At 40.2% G+C, this 22,467-nt stretch carries 28 protein-coding genes; 19 read left to right on the top strand and 9 right to left on the bottom strand.

The genetic code is table 11. The annotated features are described in order from the left end of the window. Positions 1-9 precede the first annotated feature (9 nt). From ABDW02_RS16160 to ABDW02_RS16125, 8 genes are all read right to left on the bottom strand, one after another. Positions 10-531 carry a DUF4365 domain-containing protein gene (locus tag ABDW02_RS16160; RefSeq protein ID WP_343636330.1) on the bottom strand — a complete coding sequence of 174 codons (522 nt, stop codon included), beginning with the start codon at positions 529-531 and terminating at the stop codon, positions 10-12. 166 nt (positions 532-697) lie between these two features. Then, on the bottom strand, positions 698-1,045 hold the full coding sequence (locus ABDW02_RS16155) for a hypothetical protein (protein ID WP_343636328.1): 348 nt from the start codon (positions 1,043-1,045) through the stop codon (positions 698-700). A gap of 114 nt (positions 1,046-1,159) precedes the next feature. After that, positions 1,160-1,579: a hypothetical protein gene (locus ABDW02_RS16150; RefSeq protein ID WP_343636326.1), complete on the bottom strand. Its 420-nt coding sequence runs from the start codon at positions 1,577-1,579 to the stop codon at positions 1,160-1,162. A 3-nt stretch (positions 1,580-1,582) separates the two neighbouring features. Next, positions 1,583-1,990 (bottom strand): hypothetical protein, encoded by a 408-nt coding sequence (locus tag ABDW02_RS16145; protein ID WP_343636324.1) that lies wholly within the window; start codon positions 1,988-1,990, stop codon positions 1,583-1,585. Next, complete coding sequence (locus ABDW02_RS16140; protein ID WP_343636322.1) at positions 1,956-4,316, bottom strand: T9SS type A sorting domain-containing protein; 2,361 nt, start codon at positions 4,314-4,316, stop codon at positions 1,956-1,958. Before ABDW02_RS16140 ends, ABDW02_RS16145 begins: the two co-directional genes overlap by 35 nt. Next, the gene (locus tag ABDW02_RS16135) at positions 4,313-5,461 is read right to left on the bottom strand and encodes a hypothetical protein (protein WP_343636320.1); all 1,149 of its coding nucleotides are present in this window, start codon (positions 5,459-5,461) and stop codon (positions 4,313-4,315) included. Before ABDW02_RS16135 ends, ABDW02_RS16140 begins: the two co-directional genes overlap by 4 nt. 355 nt (positions 5,462-5,816) lie before the next feature. Continuing rightward, positions 5,817-6,836, bottom strand: a complete 1,020-nt coding sequence (locus ABDW02_RS16130) for a helix-turn-helix transcriptional regulator (protein ID WP_343636318.1) — start codon at positions 6,834-6,836, stop codon at positions 5,817-5,819. Positions 6,837-6,840: 4 nt separating this feature from the next. Next, positions 6,841-7,356: a GNAT family N-acetyltransferase gene (locus ABDW02_RS16125; protein ID WP_343636316.1), complete on the bottom strand. Its 516-nt coding sequence runs from the start codon at positions 7,354-7,356 to the stop codon at positions 6,841-6,843. A gap of 274 nt (positions 7,357-7,630) precedes the next feature. On the opposite strand from ABDW02_RS16125, the gene ABDW02_RS16120 reads away from it, so the two are divergent. Next, complete coding sequence (locus ABDW02_RS16120; protein WP_343636314.1) at positions 7,631-7,870, top strand: helix-turn-helix transcriptional regulator; 240 nt, start codon at positions 7,631-7,633, stop codon at positions 7,868-7,870. A 489-nt stretch (positions 7,871-8,359) separates the two neighbouring features. Continuing rightward, a complete protein-coding gene (locus tag ABDW02_RS16115; RefSeq protein WP_343636312.1) occupies positions 8,360-8,848 on the top strand; it encodes a hypothetical protein in 489 nt (162 codons plus the stop codon). A 153-nt stretch (positions 8,849-9,001) separates the two neighbouring features. On the opposite strand, the gene ABDW02_RS16110 is transcribed toward ABDW02_RS16115, so the two are convergent. Next, a complete protein-coding gene (locus tag ABDW02_RS16110; RefSeq protein WP_343636310.1) occupies positions 9,002-9,454 on the bottom strand; it encodes a hypothetical protein in 453 nt (150 codons plus the stop codon). 473 nt (positions 9,455-9,927) lie between these two features. Here ABDW02_RS16110 and ABDW02_RS16105 point away from each other — a divergent pair, with 473 nt between their 5' ends. The 17 genes from ABDW02_RS16105 to ABDW02_RS16025 all read left to right on the top strand — a co-directional run bounded on the left by ABDW02_RS16105 (position 9,928) and on the right by ABDW02_RS16025 (position 22,466). Then, positions 9,928-10,140 carry a hypothetical protein gene (locus ABDW02_RS16105; protein WP_343636308.1) on the top strand — a complete coding sequence of 71 codons (213 nt, stop codon included), beginning with the start codon at positions 9,928-9,930 and terminating at the stop codon, positions 10,138-10,140. Between the two features lie 18 nt (positions 10,141-10,158). Next, positions 10,159-10,473 carry a hypothetical protein gene (locus ABDW02_RS16100; RefSeq protein WP_343636306.1) on the top strand — a complete coding sequence of 105 codons (315 nt, stop codon included), beginning with the start codon at positions 10,159-10,161 and terminating at the stop codon, positions 10,471-10,473. Positions 10,474-10,566: 93 nt separating this feature from the next. Next, positions 10,567-10,764, top strand: a complete 198-nt coding sequence (locus ABDW02_RS16095) for a hypothetical protein (RefSeq protein ID WP_343636304.1) — start codon at positions 10,567-10,569, stop codon at positions 10,762-10,764. A gap of 28 nt (positions 10,765-10,792) precedes the next feature. Beyond that, positions 10,793-11,299: a hypothetical protein gene (locus ABDW02_RS16090; protein ID WP_343636302.1), complete on the top strand. Its 507-nt coding sequence runs from the start codon at positions 10,793-10,795 to the stop codon at positions 11,297-11,299. After that, on the top strand, positions 11,296-13,182 hold the full coding sequence (locus tag ABDW02_RS16085) for a hypothetical protein (RefSeq protein ID WP_343636300.1): 1,887 nt from the start codon (positions 11,296-11,298) through the stop codon (positions 13,180-13,182). Before ABDW02_RS16090 ends, ABDW02_RS16085 begins: the two co-directional genes overlap by 4 nt. 18 nt (positions 13,183-13,200) lie before the next feature. Further along, positions 13,201-13,917, top strand: coding sequence for a hypothetical protein (locus ABDW02_RS16080; protein WP_343636298.1), 717 nt, complete (start codon positions 13,201-13,203; stop codon positions 13,915-13,917). A gap of 71 nt (positions 13,918-13,988) precedes the next feature. Continuing rightward, entirely contained in the window at positions 13,989-14,699 is a 711-nt protein-coding gene (locus tag ABDW02_RS16075) for a hypothetical protein (RefSeq protein WP_343636296.1), read from the top strand. An 87-nt stretch (positions 14,700-14,786) separates the two neighbouring features. Next, positions 14,787-15,185 (top strand): hypothetical protein, encoded by a 399-nt coding sequence (locus ABDW02_RS16070; protein ID WP_343636294.1) that lies wholly within the window; start codon positions 14,787-14,789, stop codon positions 15,183-15,185. A gap of 3 nt (positions 15,186-15,188) precedes the next feature. Further along, positions 15,189-15,617, top strand: coding sequence for a hypothetical protein (locus tag ABDW02_RS16065; RefSeq protein ID WP_343636292.1), 429 nt, complete (start codon positions 15,189-15,191; stop codon positions 15,615-15,617). Next, positions 15,614-15,940, top strand: a complete 327-nt coding sequence (locus ABDW02_RS16060) for a hypothetical protein (RefSeq protein ID WP_343636290.1) — start codon at positions 15,614-15,616, stop codon at positions 15,938-15,940. The genes ABDW02_RS16065 and ABDW02_RS16060 overlap by 4 nt, the downstream gene beginning before the upstream one ends. Before the next feature lie 153 nt (positions 15,941-16,093). After that, positions 16,094-16,735: a hypothetical protein gene (locus tag ABDW02_RS16055; RefSeq protein WP_343636289.1), complete on the top strand. Its 642-nt coding sequence runs from the start codon at positions 16,094-16,096 to the stop codon at positions 16,733-16,735. Beyond that, positions 16,728-16,910 (top strand): hypothetical protein, encoded by a 183-nt coding sequence (locus ABDW02_RS16050; protein ID WP_343636287.1) that lies wholly within the window; start codon positions 16,728-16,730, stop codon positions 16,908-16,910. Before ABDW02_RS16055 ends, ABDW02_RS16050 begins: the two co-directional genes overlap by 8 nt. 27 nt (positions 16,911-16,937) lie before the next feature. Then, complete coding sequence (locus tag ABDW02_RS16045) at positions 16,938-17,693, top strand: hypothetical protein (protein WP_343636285.1); 756 nt, start codon at positions 16,938-16,940, stop codon at positions 17,691-17,693. Between the two features lie 7 nt (positions 17,694-17,700). Then, the gene (locus tag ABDW02_RS16040) at positions 17,701-18,621 is read left to right on the top strand and encodes a hypothetical protein (RefSeq protein WP_343636283.1); all 921 of its coding nucleotides are present in this window, start codon (positions 17,701-17,703) and stop codon (positions 18,619-18,621) included. Further along, positions 18,614-19,747 carry a hypothetical protein gene (locus tag ABDW02_RS16035; RefSeq protein ID WP_343636281.1) on the top strand — a complete coding sequence of 378 codons (1,134 nt, stop codon included), beginning with the start codon at positions 18,614-18,616 and terminating at the stop codon, positions 19,745-19,747. The genes ABDW02_RS16040 and ABDW02_RS16035 overlap by 8 nt, the downstream gene beginning before the upstream one ends. After that, positions 19,740-20,438, top strand: a complete 699-nt coding sequence (locus ABDW02_RS16030; RefSeq protein WP_343636280.1) for a hypothetical protein — start codon at positions 19,740-19,742, stop codon at positions 20,436-20,438. Before ABDW02_RS16035 ends, ABDW02_RS16030 begins: the two co-directional genes overlap by 8 nt. A 249-nt stretch (positions 20,439-20,687) precedes the next feature. Next, positions 20,688-22,466, top strand: coding sequence for a hypothetical protein (locus ABDW02_RS16025; protein ID WP_343636278.1), 1,779 nt, complete (start codon positions 20,688-20,690; stop codon positions 22,464-22,466). Position 22,467: the final 1 nt, after the last annotated feature.

Below are 22,467 nucleotides of genomic sequence, written 5' to 3'. Positions count from 1 at the left end.
ACAATCATTTCACGGAAAGAATTTTAAATGCAAATTATTAAAACAATCTGCATCAAGTAAATTTGATTTATCAATTTCAATTGTTATCGTTCTTCCGTTTTCTGTTTGAACAGCTCCATCCGGAGGATAATACCAAAATGCATTCCGGCGCAGTTTAATTTCAGAAGCATCCATGTTAACCCAGGTTGCCACATCAGCAGGCAGAATAAAAAGAATTAATATTAAAGGAGCAAAACCATTAGATTTTCTTTCAATTAAATCATTGTAGTTTTTAGCTTCTAACACGTATTTAATTGAATTTGTTGTATAAGTTATGTTGTCCTCGGTAGTTGATTTCAACTGAATATCCAGGTAGTTACCATCCGTTAAATATCGCGTTTCACCTTTTGGATTGACGTAAGGAACAGCCTTTTTTAGTTGGTAATCCACGCCAAAATCTGAACTCGGCTTATCTAAGGTAAATCCTTTATTCGCAGCCAAAATTCCGATGAAATTGTTGGATAGTTGTTCTTTTATTTGTTCAATAGTCATTAGAGCCGGGTATACGATTGTATATTGAAAAGGTTTCTTGTTTAGCGTTCAATACTAACAATAAATTCTTTGATGCTATTTTCCGCTTAAAAAATATGTGGTTTTCCGCAATTCAAATTGTGGTAAACACTGAAACAATTTTGATATAATATTCTTTTCGTTAAACTTAAAAATTGAGCTTAATGGCTTTAACTCGGAACTTTTCCAATCCGTGCATTATCTCAATAGAAGTTTTTCCAAGGTCGTCCTGATTTGTTATTAGATCAATTGAGTAAACTTCTTCGATTTTCTGAAAATACCATTTTACAGCTTCCAGTTGAATATCTTCATTTTTTATGACAATCAATCTAAAAATACTGTCCCGTACTTTGAATTGAATAGTTTTTTCGTTTGTCTGCTCATTTGAATTTGTTGAGTGAAAATTACTTTGAAGTATTAAATCAATTTGGATTAATTCACTTACAATTGTAACAAAATCTAAGATTGGAACATGACCCGTTTTTGGTTCGTTCATAGTGGTTGTAAAATTTTTGATTTTAAACAAAGGAGCCCCCCCTTATTCAAAGAATAGGATAATAAGGAGCGACACACTTTGAATTTCTCAAAGTGTGTCGCTGCCGTCACAAAACTATTTACGTTTAAAAGTCCATTTACCGGTCAATACGGAATTGGTCCATGGGTCACCATTAACGTCACGCCAAATGATTTCAAAATGACCATCGTCCACAGTGTAAGCCCTTCCCTTTTGGGTATAAGCTCCTTCCAGAGAAAGATCTCCATGTTTACCGTCAGCAATTATTTCACCTGAACAAATAAATTTACCATTCACTTTCAGGAAGTAATAATCGTTGAATACCGTTGTATATATGGCCTTCCCGTGATACTTTTTCACTGTTGTTTCTTTTTCCGTAACAGTTCCGACATCTGTCAATATATCACCGTTATCGAACAACAATTTTATTTCGTATTCGCGCTTTCCATTTTCTTTATGGCATCCTGAAATAAACAAACAAAATGCTATAAAAGGTATTATTCCAAGTCTTAACATAGATTATTCTTTTCGTGTTAAAGTGAGACTACCTGAAAGAGTGTCACCTGATTCAAATTGAATCAATAAATTATCCGAGTTGTGATCTTCATAAGTAATTGTTGAATTTGTATTCACCTGAGCTAAAAAGCGCTGGTTAATAATACTCTTGTAAGTTCCAACTCTAAAAAATTTCAGCGATTTATCGATTTGCAAATCCTGCTTTATCCAAAAATAGTAGTCCGCAGCTTGTATGTAAGGTCCTGACAACTCACCTTTTACAGTATCTTGACCGGAACTATTGTTTAATATATAAACAAAGTCAAATTTTCCTGGATTGAGGTCGTCAAGAGCTCCTTTTTCTTTTTTACAAGAAAGAACACTCAGTAGGATAAAACTACAACTTAACCACTTTAATGTGTTGTGTATCATTATTATTGAATTTTAGAATAATGGTATATACTCCGGATGCCAATTCACGAATATCGTATAAATTATTAGATGGTGCAAATTGTTTAACCACTGCTCCATTCTGATCTAAAACTAAGATTTGCTGAAGTAAATTGCTCGTTGAGATTTGTAGAAAATCAGTTGTCGGATTAGGGAATAAAAATACTCCATTTTCGTTAGTGGAATTCAGACCTGCGGTTTGATTTAAAATCGCCCGTTGTTCAAATTCGGAAGGAGTGGGCATCTTTATTGGCAAACTTAAGTCCTTCCCGCTTGTAGATGGAGCAACGAAACTTCCTATTTGATTATCCAAACCACAAGTTTGACATGAATCATTTACTGCAATGGAATAAGGTGTATTTTGGGAAGTGTAAAGATTTCCGCAGGTAATTTTTCCAACTTCAATGGTGATCCCTTCTGGCATGTTATTCGGATCGTAAATTCCTGCGTCCAATTGTACGTAATCCAGGGCTTTTAAAGTAACAGGTGTATTTCCATAGATGTTTGCATTAACAGTTAAGTTTTCAAAAGCCCCGATCATCAAACCTTCTCCTGAATAAACCATCATGTCTGTATAATCGTCCGTATTGATATCGTAATCTACTAGTCGATTAATCAGATCGTGATAAAGGGGTTTGTCTCCATCATCATTGGCATAGATCAAATTATATAACATCATATAATCAACACCTGAAAACCAACCTTCCATGATATCATCGCCCTTAATGCCATCATCCCATCGATCATGATCACCATCGAAAATAAAAGGAACATTCCAGTAAATCGGAATTCCATCTGGATCTTGTACGGCAGAGTAAGGTCCATCTGGAACATAATTATGTTCAGGGTTTCCATAAGTAGTATATCCAAAATTATGCGGCCCCACACATGGAGCTTGATCTAACATCAAATTGGCGTAATTGTAGGCATGTTGCTTTCTTTCTTCATCGTTTTCATTGTCACTGGTATCCCATCCCCAGAAATATTCATATAAAGGAACGTATAGACCATCAATGTCTTGATCAGCACTTTTATTAGCTACAAATCGCGGTACAGGCAGAAAACCGGACCCACTGTTTGAAATCACATTTAAGATCAAAGCCATTTTAGCATTTACATTATCATTGTAACCATTGATTCCGGAATTCCATAAAGCCTGTGCAACCGGATTATAACTCATAATGGTTGAATAACTGGAAGAACCAAGCCCAATGTCGTTCCCGGTAGTAAATAAGGGATCAGAAATCATTTGCATCGGAATCATATATTGAAACGGGGATGAACCGATTTGAACTTCTTTTAAACGTGGATTGATAATTGTCCAATAGGGTGCGCCCGGGATTCCCAATGATGGATAAAGAACTGGTAAATTTTGACTTGGGGGTATGTCCATGGTTCCACTGAATTGGCCAGCCATTCGCCCAATGATATTGGTACTATGTCTTTTGGCTTCTTCGTGAAAATTCATGATTACATCATCAACTCCATCCTTGTCTTTATCAATCCCAAAAGGCATATCTGGAATACTCTTTATGATGGAGAAAAAACCTAACAATAATCGAATTACTTGATCCTGACTTTCTTCGCCGAAACCATATTTATTTTCATCGAAGCCTTTTTTATAATTAACAATAGGGTTTAAAGGATCGGTTGGTTCTGGTGGTGTTGTTGAAGTAACACTTCCTGCTAACCCCCATAAACCGGAATAATCACTTTTACTATATGTCAACAATCCATAATCAATACCTGTTTTTTCGTTTGTTAGTGAATAGTAATTAGGAGTAAACTCATTATGGTTATCAATATCCGGATCAAGATTTAAAAAATCAGGTGGCACATCGTCACGAAAAAAATAACCGTTTACATCTTCAGGTAATCTTGAATCACCAGTTCTATATATTTCGTCGAAACCTGGTTCTGAAGAATAAAATGTTTCTGCTACACGATCCAAACGTTCAAAAGCTTTAATTGCATAATATAATTCTCGTTCGTTGTTTTTTAAATCGGCCCATCTTCCTTTGTCTTGCAGAATTTTGTGTTCAAGGGCAAGCATGGTTAAGTAGTAACCATGCATAATGGTTACATCGCCCCATAGCATGTACTGTGCTCGCCATTTGTTCCTTACATCAGCAACTAAACTCTGTCCTGGACCTTCGCCCATTACCATAAAGTCGTTGCGTAAACGCCACCGATAGAACCAATATTTTGCAAGCCTACCGTGCATGTTTGGCGTTTGACTTAAACTGACTGGCGGACTCACTATTGTTAATGTGAGCAATGCCAATAAACTTAATAATACCTTTCTCATGGTTTCTCTTGTTTTAATGTTTCCAATTCTGCTTTTACTTTTTCCAATTCCTTATTTTGCTGAATTAAATAGAGTGTCAATTCTTCAATTTTTTCCATCATCTTCACATTCATTTCAGCTAGGTCAATCCCTTCTTCCTTCATTACTTTTTCAGACGGAATAGAAGGAAGGTGCTTGTGCTCCTTTAGGAAGCTTTCTACCTCACTTAATGGCATCAATTTGTAAGTTGGCTCAAAAACATAATCCGCCCAAACGTCTGCATCTACTTTGATCTTCCGTGCTCGGGTCAATCCGCTGGCTTCAACAACAAAAGTTTTTTGAGTATTGTTGCTTACTGAAAACATCCCATTTGTTCCAAAATGGAAGATATTAGCAACCCCATTGAAAAGGTCCATTTGTCCGTCAGCTCTTAGTTCCATGGCCAGTTGATTCGTTGACGTATTATATACTTCCATAATTTTTGTGTCGGGGTTATCATATTCAAATCTCATTAGGCGCTGATATGGTTGTGTATTTCCAACTGCACTACCAAAAATCACGGCAGGGCGGTTCGTATTTACAATACTTAATTTTGAAAATGTACCCATATCTGACCCAATAGAAACAGAGCCATTTGCCCATAAATGTGCGCTAACCTTAGCGTTACCTACAACATCGAGTTGGCGGGTGGGAGTGGAAGTCCCGATTCCTACAAGAACCTGCGGACATTCACTGAACAATTTGTTTGGTCCATTCGCCCATGATGGACTAGCTACTGAACCGCCAGTTACAATATCACAGTTTCTTGAATAGATTATATCTCTTAAAGTAGTAGCTGCGACTTTTCTAGTAATTCCATTTTCACCACTAACAAGAATAGTTTCTTCATGAATGCTATTCAATTGCTGAATATTTGGAAGATAAAGGTCTCCTTCGACTTTTAAATCTTCTCCTACCCGAGCACTTGTTGCCATTACTACCGAATCGTTAACTGTCAGCGTTGAGTCAATTCGTGTTGATCCTGCAACTTGCAAACGCGCGGTTGGTGCAGCGGAACCAGTACCAATACCAACGTTTCCATTTTCGGTAATGTTGTTTTCTTGCGCAAATAATTGATTAACGCTAAATAATGCTGATAAAGACAGCAAATAAGTGATTTTTTTCATAAGTATATTTTTATAGTGCCGAGGTTAAATTTTAAAGTATTGTATTGGTTTTCGGCATTTATTCCAATACTAACACTCATATTTCAACTGTCTGTAACCAATGAAATATGATAAAACAAGATTTACAGATTCTCGTTTTAATGACTGAAGTTCTTTTTAATAAATGGGAATTTGGTGAATAGTTCTTTGATGGAATAATTTGATCATTTTTCAATATTGCGTCACAAAGATAGCTTTCAACCTCGTAACCTATTTACGCTTCAAAACCAAGTATTTTTAATTCGAATGCAACGTTAAAATTAATGTCAAAATTCAGCTTCAAAAAAACACGTATTTTACACGTATTTTTCAATTTTCACGTACGTGTTTCGTACGTGTTTTTGTTAATTAACTGATTTTCAATTGAATCCACAGAAGATTCTGATTTGAAATTTTCTCCGCTAAATTTCTCTATAAAATCTTTTTTGTTATTGGATTCTGTTTTTTTATAAATATTTGAAGCATGTTTTGAAACAGTTTTTGGAGTGATAAATGTTTCCTGGGCGATGTCTTCATAGGTCATATTTTTGTTTTTTAGGATCAGATAGGCAATATCCAATTCCCTTGAAGTCAGCCCGCTTTTTTCAAGTAATGCCGACTGCAATTCATTCAATTCATTAGTAGTTTCTTTAATTCCTAAGAAACCTGCTTTTTTAAGTAAGTTATATTCTACTTTGCTTTGAAATAAATAATACTTCGTATATGCATAAAAGGTAATTACGAAGCTAATGTTTACCAATCCATTATTTATTGTCTGATAATCACCGAAGAAAACAACAATTGGCATCGTTGCCATGAAAATAATTCCTATGTAGCCGGAATATATCATGAGTTTAAAAGGTGTTTCTTCCAACTTCTGTTTCTTTCTTTTTTTCGAAAGAAACTTAACGGTAGTAATGCAAAAATATATCGAGATTAGAACCGGGAGAAAAATGAAATTTCGTTTTGAAATGGCGATACTACCAGTAATAAAATATGTAAGAATGAAGCCTACTCCAAAAGATAAAACTAAACTCCAAAATAGAACTTTTGTATTGAATAGCTTTTCCTGGGAAATGTTTAGTTCCTGAACCAAATAATAAAAGTAATAGGTGGCAAGTATAATTCCGCTGCCAAATGCTAAAATGTTTTGTGCGAGAATGTGAATCGGAATCCGTTCGTCTGGGAGTAATCCACTGCAAAGATTATAAAAAATAAAAGCAATAATGAGAATCAAAAACCTGAATCGGGATTTGTCTTGCCTACGAGATAAATAATTCGGTAATTGAAAAAATAAAACGATTAGTTCAATGCAGGTAAAAATGAATGTTGTTAGTTTAAGTTCCGTTCCAAACATTTGCTTAATTCTCTTTTAAGTACATTTTTAATGGATAACCTAAAGTGTTTATTTCAGAGATAACTTTAAACCCGAGCTTTTCGTAAAATGGAAAGTTTCTCTCGGTAGATGTCTCCAAATAAATTGGTAATCGCTTCTCTCTTGCATCATGGATAATTCGCGCCATCATTTCAGTTCCTTTAGCTTTACCCTGTTCCGCCGGCTCTACACCGATATACCATAGATGAAGGAATGGAAAGTCCGGGTGATGTTTTTTGATTTCGCTTTCGCGTTTTAGAACCTTTTTGACGTTTGAAATTCCCATGCAGCCGAAAACCAGTTTCAGATCCCACAAAATACTTTTTAGTGTGGTTTTTTGCTTAGATGGGTCCAATATTATAGCGCAAGTCTTTTGATCTTTTGAGATATAAATTTGACCAAAATGTTTTCCTTTAAAATAGGAATACTCCATTAGTTTCCTAATCCTAGCTTCACGTTTATTGTCCTGTTTTACTACAAAATTCACGGATTTATTATCCATAAACGATTTATGCAGAATGTCAATTATAATCTGCTTTTCGTTGCTGTTGTATTGCATTTTATATTAAGTGTTTGTTCGCAGAAGGGGTAAGAGTAATTGGTTGTAACACAATTGTTTTACCGATTCAGTGAAAGTTTATTTTTAGTTGATCAAAATTAAATATTTAATCGGTTTCTGGAATTTATGTTTCCTGTTTAGAATCAAATCTAATAATAAATGCAAAACCCGACATATATGTCGGGTTATTTTTTTCTATGGTTTCTGATTTTTGACCGTGGAGAACACAATCTATATATTCGACAAAGAAAGGCTAGGAACTAAAATTCAGTCAATGAGGAAGGAGCAAAAAATTTCTCAGGAGGAACTTGCTGCTAATTGTAATGTCGATGTCCGCACAATCCAACGACTTGAAAAAGGGGAGCAAAATGTTACTATCGAATTATTCTTTGCAATTTCTAGTAATCTAAAAACTTCACCGGAAGATTTAATTAAATTCGGAGTAAAAACAAATTGATTATATTTTAATCTTTTTTTGATTTGAATTTGAACATTTCGTAGTTTTGCGAAATGAAGTACACAAAATACGTCTCAGCATTAATTAGGCAATTTGGTGGTATCTATCTCCATCAAGAAGCTTTGCGGACCGTATTAAACGTCATACACCTAGAAGCGGAACTTAAGGTATACAAAAGTTTGAATAGGGAAAATTGCTACATACTTAAAATTCACGATATTGAGCAAACAATCAAGTTGTTAACAGCGGGATTAGAACCTAAAATTTTTATTGAAAAATTATACAACGGAGAACTTATGAGACCTCCGGGAAAACCTCACATTAGTACTACAAAGCCTTGGGATGAATTCGACATTTATATGACCAATCCTAAAAAGAGACAATAATTTTATTTGTGAGGACTCATTCTCATAAGTGTGAAATATTTTATATATTTGGATTGACTCTGTTTAGTTGCATAAAAAGAGCCGGTAAATTAAATTGAAAGAGGTGTTACCGCACCTCTTTTTTGTTTCTATTTTTTTGATCCTAAAAGAATTGCGAATCAGAATATTACTTATTTTTCTCGCTCAAAACACCCGCGACTTATCGCAACATTATTCACTTAAAGCAAAAAAAATGATCTTAAAAATTTTAAATGTCTCAGACCAATCAGATAAAACTAGACAGCGATTGGCTTTGGAAGTTACGAAAGATGGCAATCTTTCCGGTTATGCCGTTGTTGACAATACATTTACTGAAAAGGGAACTCCTTCTAACAAACAGCGCCATTTTTTCGCCTTTCCCGATTATAAAGTCAAGGAAGGAGATCAAGTAGTTCTGTACACTAGAGCAGGGTCCAGCCCTCCAAAAGAGAGGAATGCTGAAAAAGGCACAAAGTATCATTTTTTCTATTGGGATGTTGATCATTCAATTTGGAATAAAGACGATACTGCTCATTTATTGCAGTTAGTAGATTCAAGTAATAAACAAGTGTAATAATGGCAAAATCAAACAGTACAGAGCGACCTCCCAACGGTCCAAGTACAACAGGAAAACCATCAGGTGGCGGTCGTGGGAACAATCCACCAAAACCGCAGGGACCTAAGAAGTAACAAAAAGGACTGTTCGAAAACAGTCCTTTTTTGTTTATTATTTCCGCAGCGAAATTGCGGTTGCGTAATTTACCAATTCAAGGAAACTGGTTTCATTAATTAGTGCTTTGTACTCTTTCCCGTCCCTGTAACCGTCAAGCAGACCAGCATTGAAAAACACACCAATCTTTGACGCGTTCCAATCCAGATCATCCACTACCTGGGGGTATTTGTGTACCAGTTCGTCAGGCGTATAGAAATCAAGGTTAACGGAAGTTTTCGCTAGTAGAATCTCACTTTTCTTTATCAGTAACTTGTTACAATAGTCGATCAACTCTAAAAAACTAGTTTCAGTAATTCGGGCTTTAAGAAGTTTACGTTTTCCAATTAAAAGGTTTGCACTAAAGAAAGTGCCGATTTTTGAAGAGTTCCAACCCCATTTTTCGGTTTCGGGGTATTTGCAAATTAATTCATGTGGGGTTAGGCTAGTGCTTGATTGTAAGGCACACATAAGGCGATTATTTAGGACGTTTACACTAGGTTTATTACAAGCTTAACGAAAAGTTGTTTAATTGATATATCTATTGACTGGTAATTTTAGTTAAATAATACTTTTATTGAGGGATTGGTACACTTATCAATTAAACTTTCTACCCTCTAATTCATCTAATGCGCTTCAAATTTTTTGGTTGTAAAAAAACGCCAGAAATGTGCCGTTTTTGGCAATTTGTGTAACATGGTGTACAATGGTGTAATGTTATGAAATCATGGTGTAAAGTACCTCTTGCAATGGTGTAAAGTTCATTTTTGAGGATTAGGATGAAATCGCCGTTCAAACACCATTTTCCTATACCCCTTTATCCCTCCCCCCTTTTTATGGAAGGATACCCCCGTATCCTTGGCGGATACCTCTGTATCCCTTGATTGTGGCGACTTTTCAAATGTTCTTCTTTTGCTGAAAAACATCATCTAAATCAAATTGTCATGGAAAAGCAGCAATTAAAGGGCGGCATCTTTATTACTCCCAAAGAAATTGAACTAATTACCGGACTAAGTATCAATCGCGCCCGCTTGGAGCACCAGGCAATCCGGGACGCTTTAGGTAAACCCGGAAATCGTCTCACGGTTCGCGAGTTCTGTGAATACAACTTACTGGACTTCGACGAAGTTGTGGCCTATATCAATCCTTATCGTTAACCCCAAATTTTAGAAATCATGAACATTGAAAAACGGGATGTAAATATCTTCCTTACCCTTTGGATCAAGCACGACCGCGAATTATGGTCAGAGCTTCGGGACATCCAGATCCGCTTATTGATTGACCGAATAGTGAAAGAAATGACTTTCCAGGAAATGGGACAACAGCACGGAGTTTCAGAAACGAAAATGCGCCAGTTGTTCGAAGCGATCCTTTTTAAAATTGATCGTTGCATGTCTTCCGAAGTTGCAAAATACCTGCGGATCATCAACAACAAACTGGATCAAAGACCGGATAAGCCATTTTCTACAATCGAAGTTTTCCTGAATTGACCCTCAAAAAAACACACCGAAGTTCACCAAAGTACACCAAATGTAACCGAAGCTCACCGTTTTGAAAATGCCTCGGTCGCCACTTTCGGAACTTTGAGAAAAGCAAAAGAAAAAGCCATGGAAGCATTAATGATTATCAACAGCATTTTGGTTGCCGTCACGCTATACTTTATCAAAGAAGCCCACCGGGATTTCAAAGAAATGGTAAAGAAAGTCGGCAGACTGGAAGAAAAAGTAAAGGGTATTTCGGCAAAGCTCAACGGCCAGCCGGCCGGAACACCCAAAGAGTAAACCCACCACCTAAAAAAGCACGGAAAGCATGAAAGCAATTAAGTATCTGGTTATTGGAGGCGCCATAGTACTCACCGGGAAATATCTATTATCCCTGAACAGAGCGCAGAAAAAAATAGTCATAGTGGCAACGGGGAAACGTGGTAAAATCTCAGCACAAGGGATAAGCATTGTAATACGCTACAACATCAAGAATCCCACTAAAGCAAGAATGACAATGACTCCGCCACTCATTAAGTTAAGTTTAAACGGAACACTGATTGGCACAAGCAACATGCAAATGAATGATATTCCCGCAGATGTTCGCGACAAAACCGGGAAAATCATCATCCGTGCTTTTAATGAAACAGGTAACATCGAAGCCAGTGTTTTTATACCATGGCTAAATCTTCTCACGGTCGGCGGCGATTTGATCAAACGATTTAAAAGCACTGATCCTAAAGACCAGATTACGGTCGAGGTTGAAACCATTTCACAGGTTTACAGCATGATTGGAAACTTCCCGCACGAGGAAACTTTAAGCATTAAGTTATGAGAACGGGAAAGCGAACAATTGAGCGGGGAGATGAATACAACTACCTGTTCCAGCAAGCCAAAGGGGAGTTCATCGAGGTAAAGAAGTACGCGGCTCTAAATGACACGGTGGGTCTAATGAAAGACGTGATTTTGAAAACCCTGGACGACACTGTAAAACTGGCAAAGATGCTTAAAACAGATTCCGTTAAGGAAACCTGCCACAATGTGTGGAACTTCTGTTTTCATCACATTCAGTACGAAAAAGATGCGATAAATATTGAACAGGTCCGAAGACCTGCACGGGTTTGGAAAGACCGATTTGCAGGAGTGGATTGCGATTGTTTAACGGTCTTTATAGGTTCAATTCTTACAAACCTCAGAATCCCCTTTGTGATCCGGATCACGAAGTATTCAGAGGGCCGGGACTTCGAACATGTTTACCCGGTTGCACTTGTCGGAAATCAACCAATCATTTTAGACACAGTGGTACACGCATTCAATTACGAAGTACCCTACACCCAAAAAAAAGACATCAGTATGAAACTAGAGTATTTGAACGGCTTTGAAGACGACGAGGACGACGACTTCGGGGCTGACGATGAAAACCAAACATTCGGCTTTGAACGAACCGATGTTCCGGAAGATGCAGAAGCCCTGCTGTTTTACGATTCGGAAGATCTGGAAGGTTTAGAGGGGAAGGCAAAACGCGAAGCCCGAAAAGCAAAACGCGCCGAAAAACGCGAGGAAAAAAAAGCAAGTGGAAAACCGACATTGAAAGACCGCTTGAAAAAGGGGCTGAATGTGATTAACAAACTGAATCCCGCAACTGCTTTGCTCCGGGCCGGAATATTGGCAAGTATGAAACTGAACATCGGAAAAGGTGCTGCCAAATTACGCTATGCGTATTGGACCGAAGCCGAAGCGAACGCAAACCAGATGGAACCCGGAAAGTATCAGCAGTTACAACAGGTTCGCAAGAAACTGGAAAACATCTTTTACGGAGCCGGTGGCAATTTGAAAAATCTGAAAAAAGCAATCCTGACTGGAAAGGGAAACAAAGATAAACGAGTAGCCCTAAATGGACTCGGTGCCATTGTTCAGCCAGTTTCGGACTATCAGGATTTGCAGACTGTGATCGGACATGATACCTACGCGGAAGAGTTCGACGAAATGCACTCGAACACATCCATTAACGGATTGGGTGAACCCATCACAATTGGGGCGGCAGTTGCCGCAGCTTCGGGAGTTATTGCAGCCATTGTCGCAATGATTAAAAAGTTGGGAGGGATTTTCAAAAAGGGAAGCCCGCAGGAACAGCAGGAGATCATTAACGACAATACTGCGGACGAAGAAGAAAAAACCCGTCCTATGAGTTTGAAAAACATTGCCAAGAATGTAAGCAGTGTGGTAAAAAACAACCCATTGATTGCAAACCGTCTGGCCCCTGTTGTTGCAAGTAAAACCGATTTGATGCCTGAAAGTTCCGGGAGCGGTTCGGAAATGGAAGACCGCGCGGAACTGGACGAAACCGGGGATTCTCCTACACCAACCGAATTAGATGTTTCGACACTTCCTGTACCTGTAAAATCGGATGTTCCGGCAGTTCTCCCATCAGGGGATAACCTACCAAGCAGCGCCGGAACAGCAAGTGCCAAAGATACCACACCGACCAAAGACGATACACCCCCAAAAGCAGGACTTATGGCTTGGGTACAGGAACACAAGGCACTAACTGCCGGGATTGTAATTGGAACTATCGGGCTTGCTTACCTGGGTTACAGGGCCTACCAAAACAGTAAGAAAAAAGAATCAACGAGAAATCTTTCAGGTTCACCCGCCGGATCGAAAGGAAAGCAAACAAAGACAGCTAAGGGCGGAATTAAGAAAGTGAAGCTGTTGTAATTTTTAAAACCAATCATCATGTCAAAAAGAAGAAAAAAAGGCAAGCGCAGTGGACTTGCCGGGTTTCTTGACTCATACAATGAGCGGGAAACTGGGGCGGGAAACGTCGGTAACACTGCACTAAAAACAGTTGTTGATGCTATACTGGGTGTTCCGGTCGGTATCGCAATCGGTGGTGCGGCTGGTCTATGGTCTTTGCCCTTCGGTTTAGTCCTGATCGGTGCGGGGCATCATTTCAAAGATCAATCCGGGCTACTTCGAATTACCGGGGCTTCGGCCATCGCTTACGGAGTCGCTAAGAACATCGAGTTTACCAATGCAGCAAAACAAGCAGCAGTAAACGGGGTCGGTGGATTGGAAGGAACAGGACAAGCGATCAAAGACCGATTGAAAACGGTGAAAGACGATTTGCTTGCTGCGTACTTCTTAGACCGCCTTTTCAAAAAAGGAGATTCTGAGACCAAAACAGCGGCAAAAATGGCGGAACTGGACGAGGACCTTTCAACAGTCGGAGCAATAGATCTTTCAGACCTGGATCTGTTCGAACAGTTCAATCAACAGGAAGCAGACGAGTTCGAAGCACAACAAGCCCAGGAAGCACTATACCGCGAACCGGAAAGTTTACCCGCGCCGGATTATTCGATGAATTACCCGGATTCAGCAAGCCAGGAAGCCGCGTTTGCGATGTACGACGAATCCGGCGATTCCGACGAACCAGACCTTTCCGAACTCTAACCACACTCCTTTCAGTAATCAACAAACAGTAAATAATCACCACCGCCAATTGGCGGACTAAATCAAAAATTATGGACGATTTCCTAAATTCAGAGTACAACAACGCAGGGGAACTTTTCGGACTTGATGCCATTAACAGAATGGTAAGAAGTGCGAACCCGGTGCAACAGGCAGTAGCACTAAAAAAGGTTGTTCAATCTTCTCAGGTGGGTGTTTCAAGACGCTCACGCGGAGAAATGGAAAAGAACTTTAAACAGCTTCCGCCCCATGTGAAAAATGAGTTGTTAAAAGGTGGTGTTCGCCTTGCGGACTACACGATCTACTCCATGAAAAAAATCACTTCCAAGACGATCAAAATGTTCGAACCGCAGGATGATAAAGAAGTCGGTGTACGCAATATTTCCAACGCCAAACTTCCTAAAAACATGGTGTTCCTGGTTAGTGGTATCTACCTTTTAACGGGAGTAAATGCAGAGCCGGCAAACCCGGAAGGACACAAGGGTATTCGCTTTACCAGCGTTGCTTCCGTACCAGCGATTTGTAACGGTGAATTCTCGCTAAAAGCGAACCGAAAACAAATCATCCCGGAAAACCAGGCAATCCGAAGATTTGCAACGGATAACGATATGACAATTCCTTTGGGTTACTACAAGTTGGATAACCCCCGCCTTATCCGCGACGAGGAATTAATTGAATTCACCGTTGAACTCGGAACGCAGTTGAACGTTCCTGCGGAGCAGTGGTTGTACGTGGGGTTGGACGGAACAGGAACAACACCGTGATCTTATAATAGTGTTCGTATGCGGGGGCCGGGAGATCAAAAACCGGCTCCCCGCTAACCCTAAGTTTCCACTTAACAATTTTCAGCCATGAGTTTTAAACACCACCTTATCAAAGAACGCTTTGATATTTCTATCGCATCTGCGGACGCATCATTCAAAGGCGAATTCGAACTGGATAAGAACGCAAACTTCCTTTTAGGAATTGCGCTCACATCCGACCGGGACGACTTACTGTTTTACCGGGGATCGCAAAAGATGCTTTTAAATGACATTGAACTTTTCCCTGAAGGATTCGAAAGCAAGCTATTGATGTCGGGGTTAAATGTTGCCCCAGATCAGCGAATGATCACTTTAGGGGAGATAGCCACCGGGAACGGGAAACTGGATGTTCTTTACAAAGATATTACCCACCCGAACACGTCTTTCACCCCTTACCGGGTAACGATTTACACCTTTTCAGTAGTTGAAAAACCAGTAACACCCTAAGCCATGAAAAAGACCCTCATTCATACCATTGCTATTTCTAAGCCGGGCGAAAAAAAACAGCTTCAAATCAAACTGCCACGGAATACGAAATGTGTTCAAGCCATTACCATTACCGCGAATGGAATACCAAGCCGATTTATCGGTAGAAAGGATTTAGGTTGGTTATGGCTTCGTATTCCTGAACAGCGTGACATCTTTTTCGCTGAGGTCGTAAAAATGCCATTGAATGACTATGATCTGGCAAGTTTCGCGGATTTAGATTCTGTTTCGTTCGGCTCAGGAAAAGCATGGATTGACGGAGGTAAGGAAAGTTCATTTTCGGTACTGGTTGAAAAGTGTTCAACACTTTTGGAAGGGTATTACATCGACCAGTTAAAAGGAGATATGAAACCGGGTTACACAGTAAAAATTTACTTAACAATCGAGGTATGACAGAAGGATTAGCCATCGAGATTGCCTGCGCGAAAATGCAGGAACTCGGAATAGGAAAAAATTATCTGCTTAGATACCGCCACTTTCAATTGCAGGGTTCAGACACCATGAATCTAAAATCAGACAATGACCTGTTTATCCTGCTGACTCCGGAAACTGATACGCGGGTGTTTTCAAGGATGGGAATTTTTGACTTAAAAGACCTTGCTGTTAGTGAAATGCAGTACATCCATTCGGGAAGTATCAACATTGAAAACCTCAATATCAAATTTCCGATCCAGGTAAAATTCCTACAAGTAATACCAATACTTCAAACATCCTAAATCATGGAAGATCAAAAATTTCAGCGCAATAACCAAACTCGGACTATCAAGGAGCCTTACAGCCGGGAGCGGTTGGAAAATCTGCGGAACATCGTTTCACGATTCCGAAAAAATGGGAAAGGTAAACGGTATTCAATCATAGTTGACGGGGAAATGGTAATACCAAAAACCGACGACCCCGAACAGTTTGACGAATACCTGGATTACGTGAACCATTTAACATACTATGTAGAAGTAAGAACGTATTTCGGAAACTCCCCCAACTGCAATATTTACCGTTTCGATCTTCGTGAAAATCCAACTTTTCAATCCCTGAACGGACCCGCTCCACTTGGAGCAGTTGAAGTCCAGGAAAAGATACAGGAGGCATTATCACGCCAAAGACTGGAAACAGATATTCTGCTTTTGGAGCGGGAAAAAGCACAAAGGGATGCCGAGATAGTGAACCTGAGAAAGAAACTCAAAGGGTATAAAAAACTGCAAGCCAAATTGGATGAAAAGCAGATCGACATTAGCGATTTGTTTACAAAGGGAATCGAGCTTTTCGGGGCTTTTCAAGCAAAGAAAATGGGCGCATCCGGACAGGTCCAGGGGCTTCCCGGTCCTGCTCCTGCGGAAGTAGAAATTACCAGGGAGGTTTCCGAAGCAGATCAGCATTTCGAAGAACTAAAAACCGTGTATTCAGACAAGGAACTTTTAAAGGCTTTACAAGCTAGTGAGTTGTTCGCCAAATACCCGGAACTCCGCAAAGAATTTCAAGCAGTAGTAAACGCCAAAATCAAACAAAATGAGTAAGCACCAATTCAAAATCAGCATTTCGGGAACTGAAAAAGAAGCAACCGAAAAAGCGTTAGGGCTTGCAGTATTAGCAAGTCAACTAGACGCCAAAACAATCACCGCCCTTGCACGGATCGTGCAGACAGATCCGGCGAAGGTTGCCTTAGCAAAGAGCTTTTTAGGCATCCAGTAAAAATCACCCAAAACACCACCTTAAATCATGGAAAGCGAGGCAAATATCAAGAAGCTCGACCAGACGGTAACACCCCTAATTGTTGAATCACCACAGAAACAAAAACTTTGGAATTCCCTTAGCGATGGTCAGCGGAGATTGTTTGCTTCGCTCATTGCCGGGGGTGTGGTGGTGGGGGTTGCCTGGCTCATTATCTGGCTGGTTGACCGAAAGGTGAAAAAGTACCGCGCCAATCTGGAAGAAAATAAGGCTTTTGGAGCAGACAAACACGCAACCTGGGCAAAGCAATTCAAACAGGGGTTTGACAATGACGGGTGGTGGGGAACGGATGTTCCACTAGTACGCCAAACCATGCGCGCAATCCCATCGAAAGAAGACTTTAAAAAAGTCCAGGATTCCTACCGGGTGCTTTATCAAGGGGCAAACCTGATCGCGGATTTATCAGACGAATTGACCAAAACAGAATTCGAAGAAATGCTTGCAATCAAAAACAGCAAACCTGAGAAAGCAAAAGGAGCTTCAAGCGTGAAAATATACGACCCCACCGGATGGGCTAAACGAATCCACGCAGCAATCAATTACAACTGGTTTGCTTTCATCCCAGGAACAGACGAGGACGCAATAAAAGCGGTGTTCATGGAAATCCCAACACAGCGGGCTTTTTATGCCACAGCAACGGTTTATCTCAAACTCTACGGAAACCACCTTTGGGATGATTTGGATGGCGACCTTAACTGGTCAATGGATTGGCGGGCACTGCTCAAAAAGAAACCAAAAAAATAATTAAGTCATGGAAAAAGGAACGAAATATTTACTGATTGGTGCAGGAGTTCTTGCCCTTGGAACCGGGGGCTATTTCCTGTACCAGCATCTGACTAAAAAAGGAACACAGGAAGCGGTAGACGATTTTACAGAAAAGGTCGAAGACAATCAACTTCCAACCGGTTCAGGCAAACCGAAAATTCCGAGTGGTTACAAACCAAAACCCGCAACAACCACCTTTCCGATTAAGATGAAAAGCAAAGGTGCGCTTGTGAAAAATGTTCAATCTGCACTTTTGAAAAAATACCCGGAAGCACTGCCCAAATATGGAGCTGACGGATACTTCGGTAAGGAGCTTCAAACTGCTCTTACAAAACATGGCATTTCAACCACCATTGATAAGGAACTGTACGATCAAATCCTGTCTGGTAAAGCTTTTAAAGGTTCGGGAAATGACGATTCAAACGAAACGCCGTTAAGCCCGGATTCAATCGCAGACCTATTATACAGCGGTATCATTCAGACCAATATCGATACATGTCTTAGAGCACTTTGGAAAATCAAAGGAGTTAAGGGTTACACGAAAGTAAATGAGGTTTTCAAAACCAAACGTATTGACGGAGTACGCAAGACAATTGCAACGGCTCTTTCCCATGCTTTCCCGGATGATCCTGAACGCAAAAAATACCGTGCGCAGTTATACACCATTGGTTTAAAATGGCGCAATGATCAGTGGGCGTTATCGGGACTTTCAGCAGAACCGGAAAACAGGTTGATCACAGTTAAGCGAACAAAGATTTGGGATAATACCGGGAACTTTTTGATGATCCCGAACGGAACAATCATTGGGACGCTGCTATCTGCCAAGAATGGATTGACCGAGTTTTTGACCATTGACGGAAGAAACCTTTTTGTTGATACAACTGCAATCAGATACCATCATGATTAAGGCAATTAAAGAACTGGCATCGGAAAGGGATTTTGTTATTTACGAGCAACCAAACTTTCTGAACATTTGGGGATTTCGTGCGAACAACAAAACCCCGAATTCATTTGACGATCAAATCCATGTTTTTACAGTCGTAGAAACTGCGCAATCCCCGGTTTGGGCTTACTGGATTTTCAAATGTACAACCGATCCCGGAACGTTTTGGTTAAAGAACCCGGATGCACCAAAGGGAACAGCGATTTTGAACCCAGGGCAGTATATAAACTCCCATGCAATCGGACAGCATCGGGGACAATATACCGCCCTTGTTCAGATCGCCCCTTTAACTGTAACTCGGGATTACAACCGGGATAATATTCTGGACTTTGAGAACGGCAAGACCGCAAGTGGTATTTACGGGATCAACATTCACCGGGCATCAAGACACGGTGACACATTCCGGGTAGATAAATATTCGGCAGGTTGCCAGGTATTCAAGAACATCAAAGACTTTGATTTCTTCATTGGTCTTTGTCAGAAACACCGCAAGTTATACGGGAACAAATTCACCTATACACTGATCGACAAACAAATGGAAAGCATGAGTAAGATCAAGCAGTCCACAAAACCGTCAAAATCGGTAACAAGTCAGTATAAGGTAAAACCTTCCACGTACGCGTTTTTCTCACCTGAAACTGTTGCAGATTCTATTTACAAAGGAATTGTTTCAAAAGATTTGGATAAGGTCCTGAAAGGTTTGTTCCGGATCACAGATACCGAAGAATACAAAAAGGTCAATGAACTGATCAAGGCAAAACAACCCGAGACAACAACAGCAAAGGGAATTAGCACCCTGCTTTCAAAGGTTTTTCCGGAAGATCCATTTAGAAGCAAGTACCGGGCGCAACTGTTCCGCATAGGGCTAAAATGGGGTGCAAAAGGTTGGATGCTTTCAGGGATCGAAGAACGCGAACTTTTCAGCAATCAAGACGCTGTTATCTGGGACAGTTCCGGGAACTGCTTTAATGTCCCTTACGGGGCTTACATCGGTAAACTGATCGCGGAACAGAACGGGATAACCACTTTTCAAGCAACTGACGGGAGACCGTATTTTATTCACACCACCTCAATTAAAAATCATGATTAAAGAAGTCAAAAAACTAGCAAAAGAAAAGGGCTTTGTCGTTTACGATAAACCCTATTATTTGAACATCTGGGGCTTTCGTGCCAACAGTCAAACTCCGAACTCTTTTGATGATGAAATACACGTATTTACCAACATCGGAACTATTCGCCGCCCTAAGTGGGCTTACTGGGTTTTCAAATGTACGACCGATCCCGGAACGTACTGGTTGAAAAATCCAATGAACCCACAGGGAACAGCAATTTTGAACCCAGGCCAATACGTGGACGCGTACCAATTAGGGTTGCATCGTGGCAAGTATCGCGCACTCGTTCAATGTAAAGCTGTCAGCGTTACGCGCGATTACAACCGCAACGCAGTCCTGGACTTTAACAACGGACGAATTGCCAAAGGTCTTTTCGGTATCAACATCCACCGCGCCTCACAAATCGGGACGACTTTCGTAGTAGATAAGTACTCGGCAGGTTGCCAGGTATTCAAAAACGTGAAAGACTTCGATTTCTTCATTAAGCTTTGCGAACTGCACCGCAATTACCATGGGAACAAGTTCACCTATACACTGGTAGATAAGCGCATGGAACACCGGGAAAATTTAAAGCTCATTGCAATCGGTGGGGTATTGATTGGGCTTGTTGTCGGTGGCTTCTTTTTGGTTTCCAATGATGAAACAGCACCTAAAGTACTTGACAAATGAAAAAGCCAAATATCCCCTACCACAAACTCAATTTCGGATTATCTGTAATTGGGTTCATCGGAAGCCTCGGTTTCTATTACGGTGTACTTCGCAAAGTCTACACAGATAAAGCACCGGACCAAAAGCAGCAGATTGAACAGTTAGAAAAGGAGAACAAGCAGCTAAAACAAAGGCTTGAAAAATGCTACTCCGCGGGAAAAAACGATTCAGTCTGAAACACTTTAAACCATCCATCTAAATCGTAGTATCATGATTAATGCAAGTAATTATTTCCGGGAAATTGAAAAATTAGATATTTCAAAACTCCCGGAGCAGATTGTAAGAGGTTACAATCAAATTGCTAAAACCACCTCAAACGGTAAGAATTGGTCGAAATATGAAACCAATAGTTTGATCAAAGAAGCAATCGACCAACATTTTGAAAACCTAAACGCCTATTTAGGCAAAAAGGGATCATTCACCCGCAAGCGTGTCGCAAAAGCTAGGACAGCGTCCGCGCCCCGTAAACGCACAACAACCGCGACAAAAACAAAACGTCCGGTTGCAAAGAAAAAGCCCGTTTTAAAAAAGGATATTGTAATAGGCAAAACTAGATCAGGAAAAACTATCTACGAACTATACAACCATCCTAAGCACAAGAATTTCACTGCAAGGGACCATGAAGACGCAGGAACCGCGCAGTTGAATTCTAATAAATCCACTTTGACTATTGCGCGCCGGGATGAACAGGTAGCATTACATGCCAAAAAGCGTGATCAAATTCTGGCACAGGATAAGAAGGTTAGAGAACAAAAGAAGACGAAAGCCCGAGCGCTTAAAGTTCGTAAGGCTGCACGATTGAAGAAACGCACTTATCATTTTGAAGGGGAACACGTTGAACGGATTACCGAGGAATTGAAATTCATTAAGCGTTTTGTTTTGATGCACGGAAAAAGCAAAACCCCTCAGCAAATCCGCCTGTTTATCAACGCGCTTCAAAAAGCAATGACAGAAAAACGGATTCGTAAGACCTCGAAGTATGCAACCGAAATTTTGGAGATTCAGGACTTATTGCTTTCTCTTTACACTAAACTAAAAGGTCGTAAAGCAATTAAGGTTGAAATTGGTGAGGAACGACGTTCACATTTTCTGACCATTACCGGGAAACAGCGCTTATTACCGTCGGTTCGTATCATTAAAAGCTACATTAGTTTACAGGGGCGAATTGTCCCGGTAGCCGCCGCAAAAAATCTGCTTACTCGAATCGATAAAGCGCTTTTAACTAAAGCGGTCCCGCTTCGTGACCCGTACGCAAAACAGATCAGTGAAATAACTCAAACGCTTAATGCATTCATAGCTAAAACTAAAGTTGAGGGGGTGTTATTAATTCCAAGCCGTGAACTGAACGGTTTAAACGGAATCATGGATGAACTGGAGGGAATAAGTTTCAACAGCGAATTGGACGGGTTCAACGGATTTGGCAGTATTCCGGATGATGCCATTATAAACACATTGGATATTGTAAACATGGAATTCCCAACCATCGGATTTACTGGCAAATGGCTTCGTTTTGTAGGCGATCCGAACAAAGGATTTACTGCAATGGTTTTCGGGCTTCCGAAATACGGTAAATCTTATTTGTGTGTTGATTGGGCGGGTTATCTGGCACGTAATCACGGACGCGTTTTGTATGTTGCTAAGGAGGAAAAAGTTGGGGGAACGTTGAAAACAAAGTTACGAGAAACGCAGATGGCGCACCCAAACTTTGATTCAACCGGAGCCTTACCAATGGACCTTTCAGATTATGACTTTGTTTTCCTGGATAGTGTCACCAAATTGGGTTTATCTCCTGAAGACCTTGACGAGTTGAAAGCAGAATATCCGGGTGTTTCTTTCATCTATGTTTTTCAAACCACCAAACAAGGAGCCTTCCGCGGTTCAAACGGTTATCAGCACGATGTTGATATAGTGATCGAAGTACCGGAGCCAGGCAAAGCAATTCAGTATGGTAGATACAATCAGCGATCCGAAATGGATATAACCTTTTAAA

It is taken from the genome of Fluviicola sp. (assembly GCF_039596395.1).
Lineage (GTDB): Bacteria > Bacteroidota > Bacteroidia > Flavobacteriales_D > Crocinitomicaceae > Fluviicola.
Note: the sequence above shows the minus strand (reverse complement) of the source record. Positions and strands in the feature narration are given on the sequence as shown.